At 53.5% G+C, this 21,313-nt stretch carries 17 protein-coding genes; 9 read left to right on the forward strand and 8 right to left on the reverse strand.

The window, feature by feature from the left end; genetic code table 11:
- The coding region (locus ACFQ88_RS08555; protein WP_379453820.1) for a hypothetical protein at positions 1-246 on the reverse strand (246 nt) is incomplete at its 3' end.
- 808 nt (positions 247-1,054) lie between these two features.
- Between ACFQ88_RS08555 and ACFQ88_RS08560 the strand changes: the two genes are divergently transcribed.
- The 7 genes from ACFQ88_RS08560 to ACFQ88_RS08590 all read left to right on the forward strand — a co-directional run bounded on the left by ACFQ88_RS08560 (position 1,055) and on the right by ACFQ88_RS08590 (position 6,976).
- Entirely contained in the window at positions 1,055-1,813 is a 759-nt protein-coding gene (locus ACFQ88_RS08560; RefSeq protein ID WP_239632784.1) for an IclR family transcriptional regulator, read from the forward strand.
- A 24-nt stretch (positions 1,814-1,837) separates the two neighbouring features.
- Positions 1,838-2,611, forward strand: a complete 774-nt coding sequence (locus tag ACFQ88_RS08565; protein ID WP_239632786.1) for an SDR family NAD(P)-dependent oxidoreductase — start codon at positions 1,838-1,840, stop codon at positions 2,609-2,611.
- A gap of 94 nt (positions 2,612-2,705) precedes the next feature.
- Positions 2,706-3,623 carry a fumarylacetoacetate hydrolase family protein gene (locus ACFQ88_RS08570; RefSeq protein WP_379453821.1) on the forward strand — a complete coding sequence of 306 codons (918 nt, stop codon included), beginning with the start codon at positions 2,706-2,708 and terminating at the stop codon, positions 3,621-3,623.
- A 185-nt stretch (positions 3,624-3,808) separates the two neighbouring features.
- Positions 3,809-4,129, forward strand: a complete 321-nt coding sequence (locus ACFQ88_RS08575) for a UxaA family hydrolase (RefSeq protein WP_239632789.1) — start codon at positions 3,809-3,811, stop codon at positions 4,127-4,129.
- Between the two features lie 26 nt (positions 4,130-4,155).
- Positions 4,156-5,316 carry a UxaA family hydrolase gene (locus ACFQ88_RS08580; RefSeq protein ID WP_239632791.1) on the forward strand — a complete coding sequence of 387 codons (1,161 nt, stop codon included), beginning with the start codon at positions 4,156-4,158 and terminating at the stop codon, positions 5,314-5,316.
- 48 nt (positions 5,317-5,364) lie between these two features.
- Positions 5,365-6,159 carry an SDR family NAD(P)-dependent oxidoreductase gene (locus ACFQ88_RS08585; RefSeq protein ID WP_239632793.1) on the forward strand — a complete coding sequence of 265 codons (795 nt, stop codon included), beginning with the start codon at positions 5,365-5,367 and terminating at the stop codon, positions 6,157-6,159.
- Positions 6,160-6,382: 223 nt separating this feature from the next.
- Positions 6,383-6,976: a hypothetical protein gene (locus ACFQ88_RS08590; RefSeq protein WP_379453822.1), complete on the forward strand. Its 594-nt coding sequence runs from the start codon at positions 6,383-6,385 to the stop codon at positions 6,974-6,976.
- 52 nt (positions 6,977-7,028) lie between these two features.
- On the opposite strand, the gene ACFQ88_RS08595 is transcribed toward ACFQ88_RS08590, so the two are convergent.
- On the reverse strand, positions 7,029-7,865 hold the full coding sequence (locus ACFQ88_RS08595) for a hypothetical protein (protein WP_379453823.1): 837 nt from the start codon (positions 7,863-7,865) through the stop codon (positions 7,029-7,031).
- Positions 7,866-8,002: 137 nt separating this feature from the next.
- On the opposite strand from ACFQ88_RS08595, the gene ACFQ88_RS08600 reads away from it, so the two are divergent.
- Both ACFQ88_RS08600 and ACFQ88_RS08605 read left to right on the forward strand, forming a co-directional pair.
- Positions 8,003-9,061 carry a LacI family DNA-binding transcriptional regulator gene (locus ACFQ88_RS08600; protein ID WP_379453824.1) on the forward strand — a complete coding sequence of 353 codons (1,059 nt, stop codon included), beginning with the start codon at positions 8,003-8,005 and terminating at the stop codon, positions 9,059-9,061.
- A gap of 62 nt (positions 9,062-9,123) precedes the next feature.
- Positions 9,124-12,306 (forward strand): alpha-mannosidase, encoded by a 3,183-nt coding sequence (locus ACFQ88_RS08605; protein WP_379453825.1) that lies wholly within the window; start codon positions 9,124-9,126, stop codon positions 12,304-12,306.
- 103 nt (positions 12,307-12,409) lie between these two features.
- Here ACFQ88_RS08605 and ACFQ88_RS08610 read toward each other — a convergent pair whose 3' ends face one another.
- The 6 genes from ACFQ88_RS08610 to mtnK form a co-directional block, all read right to left on the reverse strand.
- Positions 12,410-14,716, reverse strand: coding sequence for a hypothetical protein (locus ACFQ88_RS08610; protein ID WP_379453826.1), 2,307 nt, complete (start codon positions 14,714-14,716; stop codon positions 12,410-12,412).
- Positions 14,717-14,744: 28 nt separating this feature from the next.
- On the reverse strand, positions 14,745-15,926 hold the full coding sequence (locus tag ACFQ88_RS08615; RefSeq protein ID WP_379453827.1) for an ABC transporter permease: 1,182 nt from the start codon (positions 15,924-15,926) through the stop codon (positions 14,745-14,747).
- Positions 15,923-16,657 carry an ABC transporter ATP-binding protein gene (locus ACFQ88_RS08620; protein ID WP_275590458.1) on the reverse strand — a complete coding sequence of 245 codons (735 nt, stop codon included), beginning with the start codon at positions 16,655-16,657 and terminating at the stop codon, positions 15,923-15,925. The genes ACFQ88_RS08615 and ACFQ88_RS08620 overlap by 4 nt, the downstream gene beginning before the upstream one ends.
- 27 nt (positions 16,658-16,684) lie before the next feature.
- Positions 16,685-18,391 (reverse strand): efflux RND transporter periplasmic adaptor subunit, encoded by a 1,707-nt coding sequence (locus ACFQ88_RS08625; RefSeq protein WP_379453828.1) that lies wholly within the window; start codon positions 18,389-18,391, stop codon positions 16,685-16,687.
- Positions 18,392-18,787: 396 nt separating this feature from the next.
- Positions 18,788-19,873: an S-methyl-5-thioribose-1-phosphate isomerase gene (gene mtnA, locus ACFQ88_RS08630; RefSeq protein WP_239632811.1), complete on the reverse strand. Its 1,086-nt coding sequence runs from the start codon at positions 19,871-19,873 to the stop codon at positions 18,788-18,790.
- 121 nt (positions 19,874-19,994) lie between these two features.
- Positions 19,995-21,200: an S-methyl-5-thioribose kinase gene (mtnK, locus tag ACFQ88_RS08635; RefSeq protein ID WP_379453829.1), complete on the reverse strand. Its 1,206-nt coding sequence runs from the start codon at positions 21,198-21,200 to the stop codon at positions 19,995-19,997.
- Positions 21,201-21,313: the final 113 nt, after the last annotated feature.

Below are 21,313 nucleotides of genomic sequence, written 5' to 3' on the forward strand. Positions count from 1 at the left end.
CGCCTCGAGCCCAGCTGTAAGAAGGAAAAACCGTGTTACAGAGTCTCGGAGAAGCAGCATCGTGCCTGAGCCACCGCTGTAACGCGGAAAATCCGCTTTACAGTGACGGTCGAGCGCCTCAAGCCCGACTGTAACACGGAAAAACCGCGTTACAGAAAAGAAGCAGCGTCGTGCCTGAGCCATCGCTGTAACGCGGAAAATCCGCTCTACAGTGGCGGTCGAGCGCCCCAAACCCGATTGTAACACGGAAAAACCGCGTTACATAGTCTCGGAGAAGCAGCATCGTGCCTGAGCCTAGCTGTAATACGGAAAAACCGCTTTACAGCGGCGGTCGCACGCCTCAAGCCCAGCTGCAAGACGGAAAAACCGCGTTACAGAAGCCCGGCATAGCAGCATCGTGCCTCAGCCTTAGCTGTGTAATCCGGAAAATCCGCTCTACAGCGGCAGTCGCACGCCTCAAGCCCGACTGTAACAAGGAAAAACCGCGTTACAGAGTCTCGGAGAAGGAGCATCGTGCCTGAGCCATCGCTGTAACGCGGAAAAACCGCTTTACAGCGGCGGTCGAGCGCCCCAAGCCCGACTGTAACACGGAAAAACCGCTCTACAGCGGCGGTCGCATGCCTCAAGCCCAGCTGTAAGACGGAAAAACCGCGTTGCAGAAGCCCGGCATAGCAGAATTGTGCCTCAGCCTTAGCTGTAACGCGGAAAATCCGCTTTACAGCGGCACGACTCCCTGCACACAAGCTCTGCCTGTAACACACCGCGTTACAGCCCCGTCTTCAACCACCTCTAACGCCACAAACCTGCGCCACATCAGGCTTCCCGCCCTCACTGCCACAGCACCGTGATCCGGCTTAAAATTCCGTTGACATATACGTTGACGCGTTGTACGATGAAGTTGTCAAATATACAAAACTGTGGTTTTGTATATTAAACCGCGGCGACAATACATTCGATAATTTACTGCAGTGGTCGTTGCAGATCGTACTATTTCATAGAGGCAATGCTAGACTAGCACCGCTAGTTTTGGTTTTTGGACCCGCCAGGAGGACGCATGGACAAGAAATATTGGGTACCCGCCTTAGAGAAGGCGGACGTTATTCTTCAAGCGATTTCCGGGCAGCCTTCCAAGCTGAAGCTGATGGATTTGTCGAAGCTGTCGGGTATTAACAAGAGCTCCATGTTTTCGCTGCTGAATACGCTCGAAGCGCTGGAATGGGTCGTCCGCGAAGCGGAAGGCACGTACTCGCTCGGCTCGAAGCTCGGCTTTCTCGGAAACGTATACTTCAAGCAGTTCAGCTTGATCGACCGGTTCCGCAAGGAAGCATCAATTACGAAGCATACGATTCAAGAGACGATTCAGCTGGCGAGACTCGAGCAAAGCGATGTGCTCTATTTGGCCAAGGAGGAGATGCCTTCTCCGGTAAGACTGGCCTCCGAGCCCGGGATGAAGCTTCCTGCTCATGCAACGGCGCTTGGCAAGGTAATGCTCGCGGCGCTTGATTCTGACAAGGTGAAAGCCATGTATCCCGACGAGCAGCTTCACAACGGATTGACCCAGCATACAATCAAATCGAGAGACGAGCTGCTAGGGCAGCTGACTCAAATTCGTGCGGAGGGCTTCGCCTGCGATTTGCAGGAAGCGGTGATGGGCTTTTGCTGCGTAGCCGCTCCTGTGCTGGACGCCCAGGGGAACACCGTGGCGGCAATCAGCTGCTCGATGTTCCAGCATGAATGGGAGCAAAAGCGAAGTCAGGCGCAGAAGGAAATTTGCGCTTTGGCCGCGAGGCTGTCCCAAGGCACTTGTAATTAAACATTTTGGAAGGGTGTGTAGGCAATGAGATTGCAAGATAAGGTGACATTGATTACCGGTTCCGGTTCGGGTATCGGCAAAAGCTCCGCTTTGCTGTTCGCGAAAGAAGGAGCGACGGTTATCGTCAACGATTTGCTTGAGGAGAAAGGCCAGGAAACGGTGGAGGAAATCAAGCAAGCCGGCGGTAACGCTATGTTCCTTCAAGCGGATGTAACGAATCCGGATTCCGTAAAAGCCATGGTCGATCAAGCGATCGCCGCTTACGGCCGCATCGACGTACTGTTCAATAACGCAGGAGTCAGCGGCGTAGGCGCCATCCACGAAGTGGAGCCTGACGCTTGGGACCGCGTTATCAACATCAACATCCGCGGCGTGTTCCTGCCTTGTAAATACGTGCTTCCTCACATGATGGAGCGCCGCAACGGTTCGATTATCAACATGTCCTCCTGCATCGCCGAAATCGGTCTCGCTCGCCGCGCATCGTATTCCGCTACGAAAGGCGCCGTCCTTTCTTTGACCAAATCGATGCAAGTCGACTACGCTCCTTACCAAATCCGCGTGAACGCATTGCTTCCGGGCACAATTTTGACGCCGTTCGTAGAGGATTACTTGAAAAAATCGTACACGAACCAGGAAGAAGCCTACGCTTCGCTGAAAACGCGCCAGCTGAGCGGCGACCTCGGCAGACCGGAGGACGTTGCGAAAGCGGCATTGTTCCTGGCATCCGACGATTCGAAGTTTATGATGGGCTCCCCGCTCTATATCGATGGCGGCGTTGTATTCGGCAAGAACGCCTAATATAAAAGAAGACTTTCGATTAGGGCCGGTTAACGTCCGCCGGTCTTAGCAATCCGCAATAAAATCCAACAATTTTAATTGGAGGTATGAACTTATGAAGCTTCTTACTTTTATCGAAAACGGCCAGCAAAAGCTTGGCGTAAAAACCGAACAAGGCGTAGTACATATTGCCGCTGCGCTGCAGGCTGTTCCTGCTGCTGCCGGTCAATCCGTGCCGCAAAATGTACATGAGGTGATCGAAGGCGGAGCAGCATCCGTAGCCGCGCTTCAAGCTTATGTCGACCAGGCGATTGCTGCTGCGGGCGGCGCATCCGGATACATTTTGAACGAATCCGATCTGACTCTCGGACCTGCCGTTACTCACCCTAACAAAATCATTTGCGTGGGGCTGAACTACCGCAAGCATGCGGAAGAAACGAACGCTCCGATTCCGCAATATCCGATTCTTTTCAACAAATTCAACAATACGCTGACGGGCCACGGTGCGGACGTTCCTTTGCCGGTGAAAGTATCGAGCAAGGTCGATTACGAAGCGGAGCTTGTTATCGTTATCGGTAAAACCGCGAAATACGTTTCCAAGGAGAATGCTTTGGATCACGTATTCGGCTATTGCAACGTGAATGACTTGTCCGCACGCGATCTGCAGATGCGCACGCAGCAATGGCTGCTCGGCAAGAGCTGCGACGGCTTCAGCCCGCTCGGACCTTACCTGGTTACAGCCGATGAAGTCGGCAACCCGAACGATTTGTCCATCCGCTGCATCGTGAACGGAGAAGTACGCCAAAACTCCAACACGGCGGACATGATTTTCCATTGCGATGAGATCGTAAGCTACATTTCCCAGCACATGACGCTGGTTCCTGGCGACATTATTTTGACAGGTACACCGGAAGGCGTTGTGCTCGGTTTGCCTGAGGACAAGCAAGTGTATTTGAAGGACGGCGACGTTGTAACGATCGAGATCGAGAAGCTGGGCTCCTTGACGAACAAAATGGTAGCGGAGCAGGCTTAACCGGAAGCCGGTGCATGCTCGTTAAGATATTGGAACCGACCGGTACCGGATTAAAGGGGAGAAAGCGTACAAGCTTGTGGCTTACAAAAAGCCGCTCCCCAGCCGGCCGGAGGATGAGGTTCAACGGAACGTTTTAAACAGCAAGTGAGCTTCGCTCATGCATTACTTTTAGGAGGTCTAGGAGAATGGCAGCACATCAAATCGAAGCAGGTGCCGACGCATTGGTTATGGATGCACGGGATCATGTAGCAACGGCAATCAAGGATTTGCAGCAAGGTCAGAAAATTACGTATCGCGTTCAAGATCAGGTTCAGGAAGTCGAGCTGCTCGACAATGTACCATTCGGCCATAAAATCGCGATTGTAACCGTTCCGGAAGGTACGGATATTCGCAAATACGGTGAAGTTATCGGACGCACAACATCCGAGATCAAAGCGGGCCAGCATGTGCACGTTCACAATGTCGAAGGCATCCGCGGCCGCGGCGATCAAGCGGTAAAAGCATAAGCGTCAACTTAAGGGAGGATATAATCATGGATCACATGATGGGATATAGAAGACCGAACGGCGATGTTGGAATCCGCAATCATTTGCTCATTATTCCAACCGTTATTTGCGCCAACCAGGTGTGCAGCCGTATTAACCAAATGGTGCCGGACACGGTGGCCATCCCGCATCAGCACGGATGCAGCCAGATCGGCGCGGATAAAGAGCGTACGTTCGAAGTTTTGGCAGGTACGGGTAAAAACCCTAACGTAGGCGGAGTTATTATTATCAGCTTGGGCTGCGAGGTTATCGACCCTAACGAATTGGCCGACGCTATTCGCCCTACAGGCAAGCCGGTCGAAGTATTCGACATTCAATCGGTCGGCGGTTCCGTAAAAGCGATTCAATACGGTGCCGAGCTGGCTAGAAAAATGCGCGCCGAACTCGATGCCATGACACCGGAGCCGATTCCTTTCAACGAGCTGATCATCGGTGTAAAATGCGGCGGTTCCGACGCGACGTCCGGCTTGGCTTCCAACCCGGCTCTCGGTGCGGCTGCCGATACGCTCATTCAACAAGGCGGCGGCGTCGTTATCGGCGAAACTACGGAAATTATCGGGGCCGAGCATGTATTGGCATCCCGCTGCGCAACGCCTGAAACGGAAAAGCAGCTGTACCATATCGTTGACCGTTTCGAGAAAGAGGTTGAACGGATGGGCGCCGACATGCGTGGAGGAAACCCTAGCCCGGGCAACATCGCAGGCGGCTTGACGACGATCGAGGAGAAATCGCTTGGCTGTATCAGCAAATGCGGTAACGCTCCGATCCAAGGCATCGTCGAGTATGCGGAGCAGCTTCCTAAGCACGGCTTGTACTTCATGGACTCCCCTGGTAACGACATTGAATGCGTATCCGGTATGGCAGCAGGCGGTGCTCATCTCGTATGCTTCACAACCGGCCGCGGTACGCCTACGGGCTCCGCAGTTATTCCGGTTATCAAAATTACCGGCAACAAACGGATGTTCGAGCGCATGAGCGACAATATGGACGTGGATGTCAGCGACATGCTCGAAGGCACTTTGAGCCTCGAAGACGCGGGCGATAAGATTTGGCAGGAAATTCAAGAGGTTGCGAACGGAAAGCTGACCAAAGCGGAAGTACTTGGACATACCGAATTCAGTATTAACCGGATCGGACCGAGCCTGTAAGACAAATATCGTAAGCGCAAGCGTTTATAGCAGCAGGAGGATTCACAGATGGCTAGACTACAAGGCAAGGTTGCCCTGGTAACAGGCGCAAGCCGCGGGATCGGAGAAGCAATTGCGATTCGTCTTGCGGAAGAAGGCGCTCATGTAGCGGTAAATTACACTTCCGACCGTTCCAAGGAGCTGGCGGAGAAGGTGAAGGAGCAGGTCGAAGCTCTGGGCTGCAAAGCGATCACCGTTCAAGCCGACGTTGGAAACAAAGCGCAAGTGGAAGCAATGTTCAAGCAAGTCGAGGAGCAGCTCGGGGACGTGGAAATTTTGGTCAACAATGCCGGAATTGCTCCGTTCGAGCCATTTATGAAAGTGACGGAAGAAACATGGGACCGAACTTTCAATACGAACGTGAAGTCGATTTTCGTCGCCTCCCAGCTGGCTGCGATGAAAATGATTCCGAAGCGTTACGGTAAAATCATCAACGTATTGTCAACGGCAAGTCTTGTCGTTACCAGTCCGGTCATTCCGCACTATCAATCGTCCAAAGCGGCAGCCAACATGCTGACCAAAGGGATGGCCATCGAGCTTGGCAAATATAACATCAACGTCAACGCGGTAGGGCCAAGCACAGTGGATACCGACATGTGCACGGACTTCCTGGCCGATCCGGGCATTCGCGCCAAGGAAATCGAAGCGAATCCGATGAAACGCCTTGGCACAGCCCGCCAAATCGGCGACGCGGTGGTTTTCCTGGCTTCCGACGAAGCTATGCAGATCAACGGTCATTTGCTGATGGTAGACGGCGGCCTGACAGTCAAAGCGGCGCAGCCGGAAGATCATATGGAGCATTAATAGTAAGGATGCTTACTAAAAAACTACAGCAAGTCCTTCGATTGTCGAAGGGCTTGTTTTTATTTCCCAATATACGGTTAATAGGTTTGACAACGAATCGACACAATCGACATGGTTCGACTTATTTAGACATAAAATCTAATAGTCTCCTAATATTTGCCTCAAACTTTCTAAAAGTTTATCTCCTATAGTAGAACTATGATCAGCAAACGAGGTGATTTTTATGAAAGACATTCAATTATTGCACAAAGGCAAAGTATACCACGGGCAAGTAGGCTATGATCAGCCGGAACTGATGGAAGTAACCGTAATGGAGGAGCCTCATCTTCCGGACGGTGATTCGGTTTTGTGCTTTGATTTTAAACGGCGCCAAACGATGCGAGTTTTGCATAACTTCCAATCGAAGGTAATACTTGCTCCTGCGGATTCGGAGCTATTCCATATAAAGGCAAGCTCAGGCAGCAAGGCGGAGGAATGGCTTGTCGAGGAGAGTGCTACGTTCACGAATTTTAAACTCAACACCTATGGAACGATTACGGACGATTTTAAAATTTCCGCCGTACGGATTTCCGATGTCAGCCGGTTTGGTATTGGGTTTGAGGTGAATGATTTTTCCATTAAAATGCACCACGTTTATAACAGCATGATCATTTGCGACGAAGAATGCATTTATCCCAAGCTTATTGTGCGCTATGCCCACATTTTAGAGAAGACGATCCGCTACGGTGCGGAAATTCACAGCATTTCGTCCGGAGATCTTAACAAATTACGCTACTACGTAGCCATGCAGCAGTTCAAGCATACGATGCTGGTGTAAATAGATGATGCCGAAACCCAGGCAGCCTTTACGAAGGCGCCTGGTTTTTTTCTTAGGGGGCTTTCGTAATATCAGCTTTCATCAGCGTCCATTGATGGTACCGCCACTTCCACAAGGAGAAGGCGCTTGCGATAGTATCGTCTGGAGAGATGCCTCCGATGCTTTGGATGCCGTGCAGCTCGAAGGCTCCATCGTTATCAACGTCCATGGGCATAAGCTCGCTATATGAGCCTGCGACAATGCTTTTAGGCTTTAGCAGCCTGCCGTTCCGGTAAAAGCCCGCTGCATTGTAACGAGCCTTGTGCTGCTGAATATCGAGCATATACGATTGCATCGTATCTCTGATCGTCAGCTGCAATTTGTACGTATCCTTGAGCGAGCCGGTGACGTTCAATGGAGATGGGAGCGGCAGACGAACCGGTAACCCGCTGCTTAAGGAATATAGTGAGACAGACGCAGCTGTCCGATCCATGCTCACTGTGCTCACAAAGAGGTCGTTCACTTTGTCGGCATTGAAATCTGCGAGCAGAAACCGCGGATCATAGCCTCCTTCCGTCATGACGGAGGTGAGGGCGGATTCAGATTCGGCACCACCGCGCAATATCCGGACTGTCAGACGATGATAATAAAGGCTGTCAGCATCATGCCTGGATCCTATCAATGTGATCGTATCGGCAAGTCCGTCTCCCGTTACGTCGTTCTGCTCCGTTTGCAAAACGATCGTACTGCCTCCGGAGGCGGATAACGGCTCTATTCCCGTCATGCGGAGATCAGCGGGCGGCGGAAAGGCTCCAGCTATCGGCAGGGAAACAGCGCACATTCCTGAACCGGCCAAAAGAAGCAGGCTGATAACCTGCAGAAGTCCTGCAGCCGTCTTGAATCGTTGCAATTGAGAGCAGCTCCTTCAAATGATGTTAAGATCTCCTCTCTAGTATGGATAATGTTGCTAACAATATTAGCATCTCGTAAAGTTATTATTGCATCTGGTTATAACACGTGTTATGTTGTTCCTAGAGGTGGATGGATATGGCAAAAAGAGTAACCAGCTTCGACGTCGCCAAGCTCGCCGGAGTATCGCGAAGCGTCGTTTCTGCGGTACTGAACGGAACGCCGGGTATCGGGGTTAGCGAGGAGAAGCGGCAGGCGGTATTGGATGCGATCCGGGAATTAAATTACCAGGTCGACGCGCAGGCTCGGGGAATGAAGACCGGCCGCAGCTACAGTCTCGCGGCTTATGGGAATGTGACGAATCCGATGTTTTTGCAGGTGCTGGAAGGAATGCAGGCGGCGTGCGCCGCACATGGCTATCACGTGCTGCTGTACCCGTCAGGGACCGCGCCTGGGCAGCGGATCGAAGGGATGCTGGACTTGTTTTTGCAGCGTCGTATTGATGGGATTGTGGCGCTGGATCGGCCCCATTTGGTCAATGAGGAATGGGTGAAGGCCGTGCGGGAATATCGGCTGCCTTATATCTCCGTAGAAGGGTATCCCGACGAGACGGACATTCCTTCGGTACTGATGGATTACGAAGAAAGCGTCAGACGCGCACTGGATTATATGTGGAGCCGGACCGGGCTTGCCCCCGTCTATTTGGAGCTCCATCACGGGACGCCGCTCGGCTATGGCGATCGCCAAAGAAGACAAGCTTACGTGGCGTGGATGACATCGCACGGGCTGCTGCCTCAAGTATTTTCCGAAATCGACGGCTCCTGGAACGAGCGGGCGGACTTTTGGCGGCAATGGGTCAAGGAACGACGGCTCGGCTCTGCAGCTGTATTGACGAACTGGTCGCGTGGTGCGGTATATGTAAGCCGTGCCGCTCAGCTGGAGGGCATCGGGGTAGGACGTCAGCTGCATGTCATGGCTTGCGACAATACGGAGCGGATCAACCAGCATATGTTTCCGGCAATCACGTCGATGGAGGTTCCTTACCGCGAGATGGGGGAGCTGGCGGCGGCCCGGCTGCTGGAATATATCGACGGACGAAGGCCGGTGCAGGACAAAAACGGGATTTGGGTTACCGCCCAATTCGCAGAAAGAGATAGCGTCGGGAGTAATTCGGACAGTTTGGAAGCAGACGTTTAAGAGGAAAATAATAATTTTTTTTCAGTGATTATAACACGTGTTATAAAAGGGGGATTGCGACGATGTTATTTACGTTGGAGAAGCTGGCCGCACGTTTGCAGGAGCTGGCGGAGTTTAGATATAGGGATAAAGTGCGGATTCCCGTGTTTGAAAGCTTGGAGGATCCCACAGGGACGGTTGGAGAACAGCCTGTGCTGCCTTTGTCATTGAATGAAGCAGCGGGAACGATGCGCCTTGGGGACCGCTGGGAAGGAAGCGACCGCTATGTATGGCTCGCGGCTGAAGCGGCGGTTCCTGTGGAATGGAGCGGCCGCCAGCCCGTAGGCCGGTTTGACTTCGGAAAGACCGGCGGGGGCAACAATTCCGGCTTCGAATCCTTGTTGTACGTCGACGGCAAGCCGTACCAAGGCGTAGATACGAACCATCAGGAAGTGTTTCTTGATAAGGGAACCATCGGGAGAACCGTCCAGCTATGCTTCCGGCTATGGTCCGGCATGGGCGGGTATCGGCCGGGCGCGGTGCAGGAGCACCAGCTGAAGCGGGCGGAGCTGTGCTGGCTGGACGCGGATGCTGACGATTTGTACTATACAGCCCGTGCCGCTTTGGACATCGTTCAACTGCTGAATGAGCACGCAGCCGAACGCGCGATGCTGCTGTCTGCCGTTAACGAAGCGTTCCTGCTGATCGATTGGTCCGCACCGGGATCGGAGCCGTTCTATGCATCGTTAGCGTCCGCTTCCGCTTCCCTGCGTGCCTCCGTTGCGGTACTGCCGAAGTATCATCCGGTAGCGGTCCGCTGCATCGGGCACACGCATATTGACGTAGCTTGGCTCTGGAGGCTCAAGCATACGAGGGAAAAAGCGGCCCGCTCCTTTTCGACCGTGCTGCGTTTGATGGAGCGGTTTCCGGATTATATCTTTTTGCAGACGATGCCGCAGCTATACGACTATATCAAAACGGACTATCCCCAAATCTATGAACAGATTAAGGAACGTGTACAGGAAGGCCGCTGGGAAGCGGGCGGCGGGATGTGGCTCGAGGCGGACTGCAACTTGACCTCGGGAGAGTCGCTTGTACGGCAGCTCTTGTACGGCACCCGTTTTTTGCGGGCGGAATTCGGTGTGGAATGCACCTACTTATGGCTTCCGGACGTCTTCGGCTACAGCTGGGCGCTGCCGCAAATTTTGCGCAAGTCGGGCATCGATACGTTCATGACGACCAAAATAAGCTGGAATCAGTACAACCGGATGCCTCATGACACGTTCCGTTGGAGAGGCATTGACGGCACGGAGATTTTGACGCATTTTATTACAACGCCCGATACGGCAGGGGGATGGCTGTACACTTATAACGGCGACGTAACCGCCCGATCGGTGGCCGGCATTTGGGAGTCGTATCGCGACAAGTCTTTGAATCGCGAGCTGCTCCTGTCCTACGGGTATGGCGACGGCGGAGGCGGCGTCAATCGTGACATGCTGGAGCTGCGCAGAAGGCTGAACGAGCTGCCGGGCGTCCCTCATGTAACGACAGGACGTGTCGACGAATATTTTGTCCAGCTGCAGCAGACAGTGGCCGAATCCAAGGAATATGTGCATACATGGGACGGGGAGCTGTATTTGGAGCTTCACAGAGGCACTTACACGAGCCAAGCTTACAATAAACGAATGAACCGCAAGCTGGAGCTGCTTGCCCGTGAAGCGGAATGGATGGGATTATGGGGCGGCATTCAGCGGGCGGACTGGTCTGTCGTTGCCAATATGGAGCTGGAGGAATCCTGGAAAATCATCCTGCGCAACCAGTTTCATGATATTATTCCCGGCTCCTCGATTCACGAAGTGTATGAGGATTCAAGACTCGAATATGAGGAAGCGGAACGGTTATTGCAAAGAGCATGGCGTCAGGCTGAAAAAGCGTTGACCGGGGCGCCGGCGGCGGAGCCGGAGCCGGGAGTATACACGGTCTGGAACAGCGCAGGCTGGCAGCGGGACAGTCTCGTATATGTGAGCGATATGGATCTGCCCGGAAACGTGCAGCAAGGAAGCTGGGAAGACGGGGACGGTCAAGCGATTGCGAGTCAACGCGATGGTTCCGGCTCAGGATGGTGGGTTCGGGCAGCCGGCGTGCCTTCCTTGGGGAATGCGGCTATCCGGTTCGTGAATCAAGGCGATGCCCAAGCCGTGCAGGAGCCAAACAGTCCGTTCCGGAAGCTGGATAACGGCAGCGGGATCGAAACGCCGTATTACAAGCTGCATTGGAACGGGGACGGGCAGCTGACGTCGATTTGGGATGTGTCGGCGGGGCGCGAAGTGTTGGCGGAGGGAGCTTGCGGCAACATGTTGCAGGTGTTCGAAGATAAGCCGAAAGGCCGTCACGAGGCTTGGGATATCGATATTTTTTATCAGGAGAAAATGGAGGAAATCCGTGAGCTGCGATCGGTTGAGATGGTAGAAACCGGTGCGGTTCGCGCCGTAGTACGGTTTGTATGGGGATATAAAGCGTCCGAGGTGCGGCAGGACATGATCGTGTACGCAAACTCCCGGCGCATTGACTTTCATACGACCGTAGATTGGCACGAGCAGCGCAAGCTGCTGAAAGCCGCGTTCCCGGTAGAGGTACGTTCAACGGAAGCAACCTACGATATTCAATTCGGCAATGTGAAACGGCCTACTCACTGGAATACGAGCTGGGATTACGCGCGCTTCGAGGTTGTCGGTCATCAGTGGGCCGACTTGTCGGAGCGCGGATACGGAGTCAGTCTGATGAACGATTGCAAATACGGCTATGACATCAAGGACAACCAAATGCGCCTGACGCTGCTGAAATCGGCTATGGTGCCCGATCCGCAGGCGGATCAAGGGCTTCACGAGTTTACATACTCGCTGCTTCCGCACACGGGGGATTGGCTTGATGGGGGTACGGTGCAGGAGGCATGGGACTTAAATGCCCCGTTAAACGTCTGTATCGGAAGCACGGAAGCGCTCGATTCATTATTCCGGATCGAAGGCGGCTATGTGCAAGTTGACGCGGTGAAGAAGGCGGAGGATGAGGAGCGGATTGTGCTCCGGTTCCACGAATACGGCGGGCAGCGGGGAACGGTCGAGCTGACTAGCGCCTATCCGATTGTGAGCTGGCAGGAGTGCGATCTGATGGAGCGTCCGATCACGGAGCCGTCCAGTGAGCCGATCATCAAGCTCCATATCAAGCCGTACGAAATTAAAACGGTTTTGATCGACTTGAAGCCTTAAAACCTTACCTAATAAAAAAACCACCCTCCGAGGAAAGGCGCTACTGCCATAAAAGCAGCGCGCTGTTCCTGGATAAGGTGGTTTTTTCGTTTTGCATAGTAAATTAACTAGGTTTATCCGTCAATTGCTTCACCAGTCGTTTGGCAGGCCCATTCGCTGTTTCGATGGTTTCGTATACGTTGATCACCATGTTGTTATCGAACTGCTCGGTCTTGATATCCGAGAAAGTAACCTTTTGGCTGCCGGTAATAAGCTTGCTCGTTCCGGTGAAGGTCATGGACTGAGATCCGAGCACACGTCCTAGCGAATCCACCAGCTCGAACTCCATTTTCGAGAAGTTTTGGTCCACGACGACCGTCTCTTTGCGGTTCACTTCCAGATCCAGGTTCAGCTCATAGACATAGCCGGATTTGTACATTGTCGCTATGCTGAAGGCATGGAACGTAACTTCGAACGGATAGAAGCTGATCACTTTATCGGACGATTCATTCTGCACGGCAACCTGGTACGATCCGATCGTCAGTTTGTTCGGCGCCGCCGACTTCGGATCGATAACGTTCAGAGCGAGGTTGGCTCCGGTTTCGTTCGTAGGCAGCAAATAAGAATAGCTTACGATGTAGCTGGTATTCGGCATAATCGTCGTTGCGGTGGACGTTTGCTTGACTCCCGCAAAGGACTGCCCGCTGCTGTTCACCAGCTCGGTGCCGATATTCGGCATGGCGAGCGTTCCGGAACCGCGGTTCGTAATTTTATATTTGCCGATGGCCGTTTTATATCCGAGATCCTCGTTTTCGTGCATATGCAGCTCGACTAACGAGATTTCCAGATTCTTGTCAATCAGGCCGTTAGACGATAGCGTAAAAGGGGAACCCAGTGTATAAGGGCTTGCCTGCTGAGAGGCGCTGACGGATTGCTGAATGCCCTTCAGCTCCACCATCATGACCGGATAGCTGCTTACGCTAACGGTACTGCTTGTCTTATTGGTGCTGGCAGTATTGCTGCTCCCCGTCGTGCTGCTGTTAGCGGATGTATTGGAGCCGCTCGTATTGCTGGAAGAGCCCGATGCTCCGGATGCATTACTGTTGGAGCTGTTGGAGCTATTCGAGTTGCTCGAGCTGCCGGAATTGTTGGAATTGCTTGAACCGGAGCTGGAGCCTGAGCTGGATCCCGAGCCGGATGAACCGCTCGCTTCCATCAGCGCAAGCTTCACCGAGTTCGGATCGATTCCTTCCGGAATGACGACGGAATACGTATAGGCAGCGGTCTGGCCGGGAGAGATGTAGCCGCTTGCGACGGACAAATCCTGCACAGCCGCTCCCAGGCTTTCGTCGCCTATTTGATACGCCGCATCCAGATCAGGAATAGCTAAGATAGCCGAGCCGTCATTACGAACATTGACGGTAGTCTGGATCATCGTGCCGTCCGTTTGCTTGACGGCAATCGCTTTGGCTGCATTAAGCTTCAGCCCGTTGTCCGTGCCGTACATCGAATACGGCTGCTCCGAGCCGAGCGGTACAGCCGCCGTCATTCCGGACAAAGGCACGCTGCCCAGCACACGTTCTTCAGCGCTGTTGGAATAGTAGGCTTCGAGAGTCATAGACTCCGATTCGGCATTGCTCGGAACCGCCGTGCGGATCTTCAGCTTCGTCAGCTTATTCGGCAGCAGCGTCTCCTGGGAGCCGCTCACCAAGGCTCCGCTGTAGGTCATCGAATCCGTACCCTTCAGGCGGAATAACAGACTGGAAGGAAGCTGGAAATTCGATGAGCCCGTATTTCTTACGTATAAATCCGTATACAGATAGGTCGTGCCGTTCTGCGTCACTTTGTAGCTTTGGCCGAGACGCATGGCGACGAAAGCGTCCTGACTGTAATCCGAATCCACGTCCTTCATGGAGAGAAGCATCAGCTTGGAAGGGTCAAGCCCTCCGGATACGGCGGTGGAAACCGGCAGGTCCCCGATCGTTTGCATAAAGGAAGGGGCGTCCGAGTCCCATGAGAATAGGCGGACCTTCAGGTCCGATGCCGACAGGCCGGCAGCCGTCTGCGCGATGAAGCTGAAGGACTGGTCTTTCCCCGCATCGACGCGTGCGCTTTGCTTGCTTGTTAATTTGGCCGGGAAGCTGTTTCCTTGCCCGTCCACAACTTGTACGCCATAGCCGTTGAAGTCAACGGAGCCGCTGCTGCCGTTATGCATTTTCAGCGTAAACTGCAGGGCGGAGGAAGCCGATCCTGCGGTAAACACGGCGTTGTCGAGCGTAAAGTAAGTATCGGCGGCTACGAAGATGCCGGGCTGTCCGGCGGATGCGAGCGGCGCATGAACGAGAAGCGTGGTGCATACGGCAAGCGTTGCGAGCAGCGACGCCTTTTTTGTTTTTCTATTGTTGTGTTTCGATAATTTCCACGAGTTCAAAAAGGATCTCCTCCTATTTCGTTGTTGGTTAATCGGTGCGAAGAGCGTCGATAGGCCGGAGCTTGGAAGCTTTGTTAGCCGGATACAGGCCGAAGATCATGCCGACGCCGACGGAGAATAAAAACGAGTATACTCCTACTTCCAGCGACAGGACGGTCGGCTGCTTCGGATTGAAGTAAGGCCATGCCAGCGCCAAGCCGCATCCGAGCAAAAGGCCAATGATTCCGCCGAGACCGCTAATAACGGTGGCTTCAATAAGGAACTGCATGAGAATGTTCCTCCGTTTGGCTCCGATCGATTTGCGTATGCCGATTTCTCTCGTTCTCTCGCTGACCGTGACCAGCATGATGTTCATGATCCCGATGCCTCCGACCAGCAAGGAGATGCAGGCAACGCTGATCAGCTGGTTCGTCAGAGAGCTGGAAGCCTCGACTCTTGCTTTCATCAGCTCATCCTGGTTTGAAATCGTAAAGCCGGATTCGCTCTTGAATTTGTAGGTCAAATATTGCTTCATCGTCGCCTGAGCTTGGGACAGCTGGTCCTTCGTCGGCGCCTCCAAATAAGTGGTACGGATGTTGCCGAGCTTAAACGCTCTGCGGGCGGTCTCGAGCGGTACAAAGACCGAGTTGTCGAGAGAGATGCCTCCGCCCAGATTGGAGCCTTTCTCCTTGATGACGCCGATGATGGTAAATACGACGCCGTCGATATTAATGTCTTCTCCGATCGGATCGAGCGAGCCGAAATAGTCTGTCGCGACCGTGCTGCCAAGGACGGCTACGGGATTGCGGAATTCCATATCCGGATCGGATATGAACCGGCCGGCATTCATCTCGCCCTTCATCAGCGGCAAATAATTCGCGTTCGTGCCGACGACGGTGTATTTCTCCTGGCGCCGGTCGTATTTGATATTGGAGCCGCTCTTGACCATCGTCGGAGCGATCGTCTCTATCTCGGGGAGCAGCTCCAGCTCCATCAATTCTTTATAGTCGAGCTGGGTGGCACGGCCATTGCCCAGTGTGTTGACGACGAGCAGGTTCGTACCGAGACTCTCGTACTGCTTCTCGATCTGGGCGGATGTGCCCTGACCGATAGCGACCAGCGTGACGACCGAGCTGACGCCGATGATGACGCCGAGCATGGTAAGCATCGTACGCATCGGATTGTTGACGACGGTACGCATCGCCATGAGTAACAGTTCATACAGCTTCATACGGTCACCTCGGCTGGCTGCAGCTTCGGAGGTTCCTGGAGCAGAGGTCGCAGCCTCTCGTCTTTGACGATGATGCCGTCACGAACCGAAATGACACGGCGGGCATTTTCCGCAATGTGATTGTCATGGGTAATCAGCACGATGGTGTTCCCTTGATCGTTCAGCTTGATCATGAGCTCTAGCACTTCATTGCCCGTTCTCGAATCGAGCGCTCCGGTCGGCTCGTCGGCGAGAAGCAGCGACGGGGAGAGCGATAGAGCTCTTGCGATGGCGACCCGCTGCTGCTGACCGCCTGACAGCTCGCTCGGCTTGTGATGCCCGCGCTGGCCCATACCGAGCAGCTCCAGCATTTCCTGTGCTTTTTCTCTGCGCGCTTTTTTGCTGACGCCGGCATAAATCATTGGCAGCTCGACGTTTTCCAGCGCGTTTAATCTTGGAAGCAGGTTGAACTGCTGAAATATAAATCCGATCTTTTTATTGCGAAATTCAGCCAACTGGTTGTCGCTCATTTTCTCGGTAGCTACTCCATCCAGCAAATAGGTGCCGGACGTGGGAACGTCCAGCAGGCCGATGGTATTCATCAGGGTCGATTTGCCCGAGCCGCTCGGCCCGACGATAGCGACAAAATCGCCGGTGGTCACGGTCAGCGAAATATCGTTCAAAATACGCAGCTTCTCTACCCCTCGCTCGTATTCTTTGCAAATTTGTTGTAAGTCGATGATGGGTTTCATTCCGGGTCCTCCTTTCCGCAACAGCCTCTAGCGGTTACCGCCGCCGCCGGCACCTCCGCCACCGCCTTGGAAGCCTCCGCCCCCGCCGCCGCTTGGCATTATGATCATACCGCCGCCTGCGCCGCCACCTGCACCTCCGCCATTTTGGAATTGCTGGCGAATCCGGTCGATGTCGGCTTGGGTTCCGTTTTGCTGGGATCTGCGGACAGGTACCGAGACCTTGTCGCCTTCCTTCAAGCCTTCGGTAACTTCGATAAAGGTTTTGTTGCGAATGCCGATCTTGATCTCATGCTTCACTTCCTTCGTTCCGTCCGGGTTGACCAGCGTCACGTACCGTTTGCCTTGCTGCTGCTGCAGCGCTTCGATAGGAAGGAGCACGATGTCTTTTTTATCCTGAATGATGATTTCGGCGGTAGCCGTCATCCCGTTGCGAAGCTGTCCGTCATTCTTGACCGAGATGCCGACATCGAAGAACGTAACGCCGTTCGTAGTCGTACCGACGGTGGACACCTGATTAACCTCGCCTTGGTATACTTTGTTCGAAATCGAGTCTACTTTGACCGTTGCCTTCATGCCGACCTTGACATTGGTCAAGTCAAGCTCGTCGACCTGGATAGGCAGCTGCATATAGTCGAGGCTGGCTACGGCGCCAAGCTGTGTTTGGCCTTCGATCTTGGAGCCGGCCGGGTAGCTTGCCAGCACATTCGTTCTCTTATTGGCGAAATCGGTAGAGAAGACGCCGTCGAACGGAGCGGTAACGGTCAGCTGCTTCAGCTTATCCTGAAGATCGTTAATATTGATTTTTTGTCTTTCGATGGCCGCTTGCTTGTTCAAAATATCGTTTTGCAGCGAATCGTTAGTAATCGAGAGGAGGAGATCGCCTTTGTTTATGTAATTTCCCGTTTTGACAGGGAGTTCCCTGACAACGCCGCTTGCTCCCGATAACACGTTCTCAACCTTGATGAAGTCCAATGTCCCTTTGTCGTACGATTGAGCTGTTCTTCCTCCGAGAACGACGCTGCCCTTTACTTTCATCCCTGTGTTCAGCGTGCCGTCGTTTTTCACGGTTACTTCGACATCCAGCAGCTTCGAGCCTGAGGAATCGCCTTTAGGCTGTTGGCCGACGGACTGCACGACAGCGGTTTTGGTCAAGTTAAATCCGTCTACGGCCAGATCGATCTGGTCACCTGTCTTGAGCTGAACCGCATCCTCCAGCAGGAAAGGAAGCTTGGTCGTCATCGAGGAAAGATCGGAGATCGTACCGACTCGTCCGTTCTTGCTAATATTGGAGCCGACATCGGTATTGGCAGGCAAAGTCAGCGTACCGCTGATCGGTGCATAAACTTTAAGATGATTCGTTTGCTCCTGCAGATCCGATAGATCCTTTTCCAGCTGCTGCAAATTCACCTGAGCCTCCTGCAGGTTGGCTTCCAGGCTAAGGTCGGACATTTCGAACAAAACGTCGCCTTTTTTGACCTGCTGGTTTCTTGTCAAATTCATCGTACGGATCGTTCCATCAACTGGGGCAATAATATTTTGCACATCCCGCGCTTCAAACTGTGACGTACCTGATACGGAAGAGGTAATGGCTCCTTTTTTAATTTCCGATACCTTTTCTTGGGCGGCAGCCGCGGGCTTTTTTGTCTCTTTGGACAAGTAATAGTAGGTGCCGCCTCCGGCCAAAGCTAGTCCGATAATGACGGCTATCCATTTTTTGCTGCTCAGTAAAGCCATTTCTTACTTCTCCTTTCATACGGTTCAGCGTATGCTTGCTGTTTTATTCACTTTAGCAACGGTTTGTGAAAGAAGTGTGAATCCAAGCTTAAAACAAGATTAATTGTTAAAAATAGCGAAGAAATCGCATACATGAACCAATAAAGGAAAAAACGGGCAAATGTGCCCGTATTTCATTCATGGAGTGCAAAAATAGAAAACCTGACTCTCCTGTTGGAGAAGAGAATCAGGTTGTTCGTTTTTACTACATAGGAAAGTTTAAGCTCGGTAAAGCGATAAAGCGTACCGAAGATCTTTCCTATCGGCGATAAAACTTGCCATGCTTACGAAGCGAGTTTTGCTAAAGCAAAACTTAAGGTCGCTCATCCTCAAAGTACTCCGATAGGAGTGTTTTTCTCATTGCTCAGCGAACAGCTTCTGCAAATTTTCCTTAAAAGGCGCCCGTACGATGCCTTTCTCCGTGATGATTGCCGTCACGTACTCGTTAGGCGTCACGTCGAAAGCCGGGTTGTACACCTTGACTCCTTGCGGAGCCGTCCGTTTGCCGAAGCCTTGCGTAATCTCGTCTTCATGCCGCTCCTCGATCGGAATATCCGCTCCCGTAGGCGTGTTCAGGTCGATTGTGGAGATCGGGCAGGCGACGTAGAAAGGAATGCCGTGCGCTTTGGCCAGCACAGCGACGCTGTAGGTGCCGATCTTGTTGGCGACGTCGCCGTTCGCGGAGACGCGGTCCGTGCCGACGATGACGGCCTGCACCCAGCCCTTGCTCATGATCGCGCCGGCCATGTTGTCGCAGATCAGCGTCACGTCGACGCCGGCCTGCTGCAGCTCCAGCGCCGTCAACCGCGCGCCCTGCAGCACCGGGCGCGTCTCATCGGCATACACCTTAAGGTGTATGCCGCGCTCCTGCGCCAAGTACATCGGCGCTGTCGCCGTGCCGTAGCGGGCGGTGGCCAGTCCGCCCGCGTTGCAGTGCGTGAGGACGCCCATGCCGTCCTCGAACAAGGTCAGCGCGTGCTCGCCGATGAGGCGGCACGTCTCTTCATCCTCGCTCTGGATGAGCTTCGCTTCATCCAGGAGCGCCTGCTTCATCGCTTCCGGCTCGACAGCCGAGGAAGCGAGATCCTGGGCGCGCTGCTTCATCCGATCCAGCGCCCAGAACAAATTGACCGCCGTCGGGCGCGACGTCGCGAGATAATCGCACTGCTTGACCGTTTCGGCAAGCAGCTGCTCGAGGCCTCCGCTCACGTGGCGGATGCCGAGGTACACCCCATAGGCCGCCGAGATGCCGATCGCCGGCGCCCCGCGTACCGCCATTTGCTTAATGGCGTCCCAAACCTGCTCCGAGGTGGTCAGCTCGAGGTAGACGATTTGGTCCGGCAGCAGGCGCTGATCCAGAAGATCCAGTTGGTTGTCCGCAGAATTCCAGCGGACCGACTGCAGCCAATCGGCTTGGGTCGGTTTGTTCTCCGATGTGCTCATGATTGTTGTCTCCTTTGGATATAGCATGAAAAATGCGTAAAACTTCAAATCGTAAAAGCAGGAACAGCAGGATCAAGAAGCTGAAGCCGACAGTCCCCGCTTGAAGGTGTCATTGGGTTGCTTAGCGAACGGCTTTCCAGGCGATATCGATCAGCTCGTCGATAGACTTCGCTTTGCGGTGGTGCTTAATAAGCGACGTGCCGATCTGCAGGGCGATGCGCTGTGCGCGTTCTCTTGCAGCGGCATCCTCCAGCTTGTTAATGTCCGCCACCTGAGCGAGTCCGTGAACGCGGCGAACCGTCTTGCTGCCTGTATAGCCGAAGGTGTCTTGGAGCAGCTGCTGCATGTACCAGTCCTGGTAGCCCGGTGTTTTGGACACGCGGTCAACTCCATGCTGATCCCACAAGCTGCGGAATTCGCGTTCGAACACTTGCCATGTGTCGCGGATCGTTCCCGTCAAATATTCACGGTAGTCGGTTCGGGAGGCTTCGTCCTTGCTCCAGCCTTCTTGAGCGGCGAAGTTCAGCAGCAGGTTGGCGAACACGGCGCCGATATCGAAGCCCATAGGTCCGTAATAGGCGAACTCCGGATCGATCACCTTAGTGGAGTCCGGCTTGATGAAGATGCTTCCCGTATGCAAATCGCCATGCAGAAGCGCCTGCGCTTTGGTCAAAAAGCCGTTGCGCAAAATAGCCACTTCCAGGTGCAGCTCATGGTCGTTCCAGACCGCTTCCACCGCATCCTGAATAGCCGGAGGCACGTCATTCGTATCCGCGTTGCGGTACGGATCGTCAAATATAAGATCCTCCGTAATTTTGCACAAATCCGGGTTAATGAACTGCTGAACGCGGAGCTTTTTGTCCTGCTGGTTCATGCCCAAATCGGAAGTGTAGAACAGCGTATGGGCAAGAAAATGCCCGATATGTCCGGCGAACAGAGGATAGCGGTTGCCTTCGATCAATCCGCGGCGCATGATGACGTGATCGCTCAAATCTTCCATAACGGTCAGCGCCAAATCCTTTTCAAAGGTGAAAACATGCGGAACGAGATCAGGGCAGAGCGACTCCTGGATCATTAAAGCTTCACTTTCGATTCTGGCGCGGTCGAGCGAGAGCGGCCATGATTCCCCAACCACTTTGGCGTAAGGAAGCGCCTGTTTCAGGATAATGCTTTTGCCGGTGGACGGCTCTGTAATATGAAATACAAGGTTCAGGTTGCCGTCGCCGATTTCACGGCTCGTCAGCTCGCTTCCGGCTGTGAACAAATTCGGAATGCCTCTTGCGTATTCCACCGCTTCAGCTTCGGTCAATGCGTGATATGAAGACATGGATGGATTTCCTCCTTAGAATAGAATGAAGCAAAACTCGGCTTTCTCAGCCATTGTACATAGTCCGTTAAACTATCACCCCATAGTATAGCAAATTGTAGGCGGTTGGAATA

It is taken from the genome of Paenibacillus sp. NPDC056579 (assembly GCF_042793215.1).
In the GTDB taxonomy this organism is placed as follows: Bacteria; Bacillota; Bacilli; order Paenibacillales; family NBRC-103111; genus Paenibacillus_S.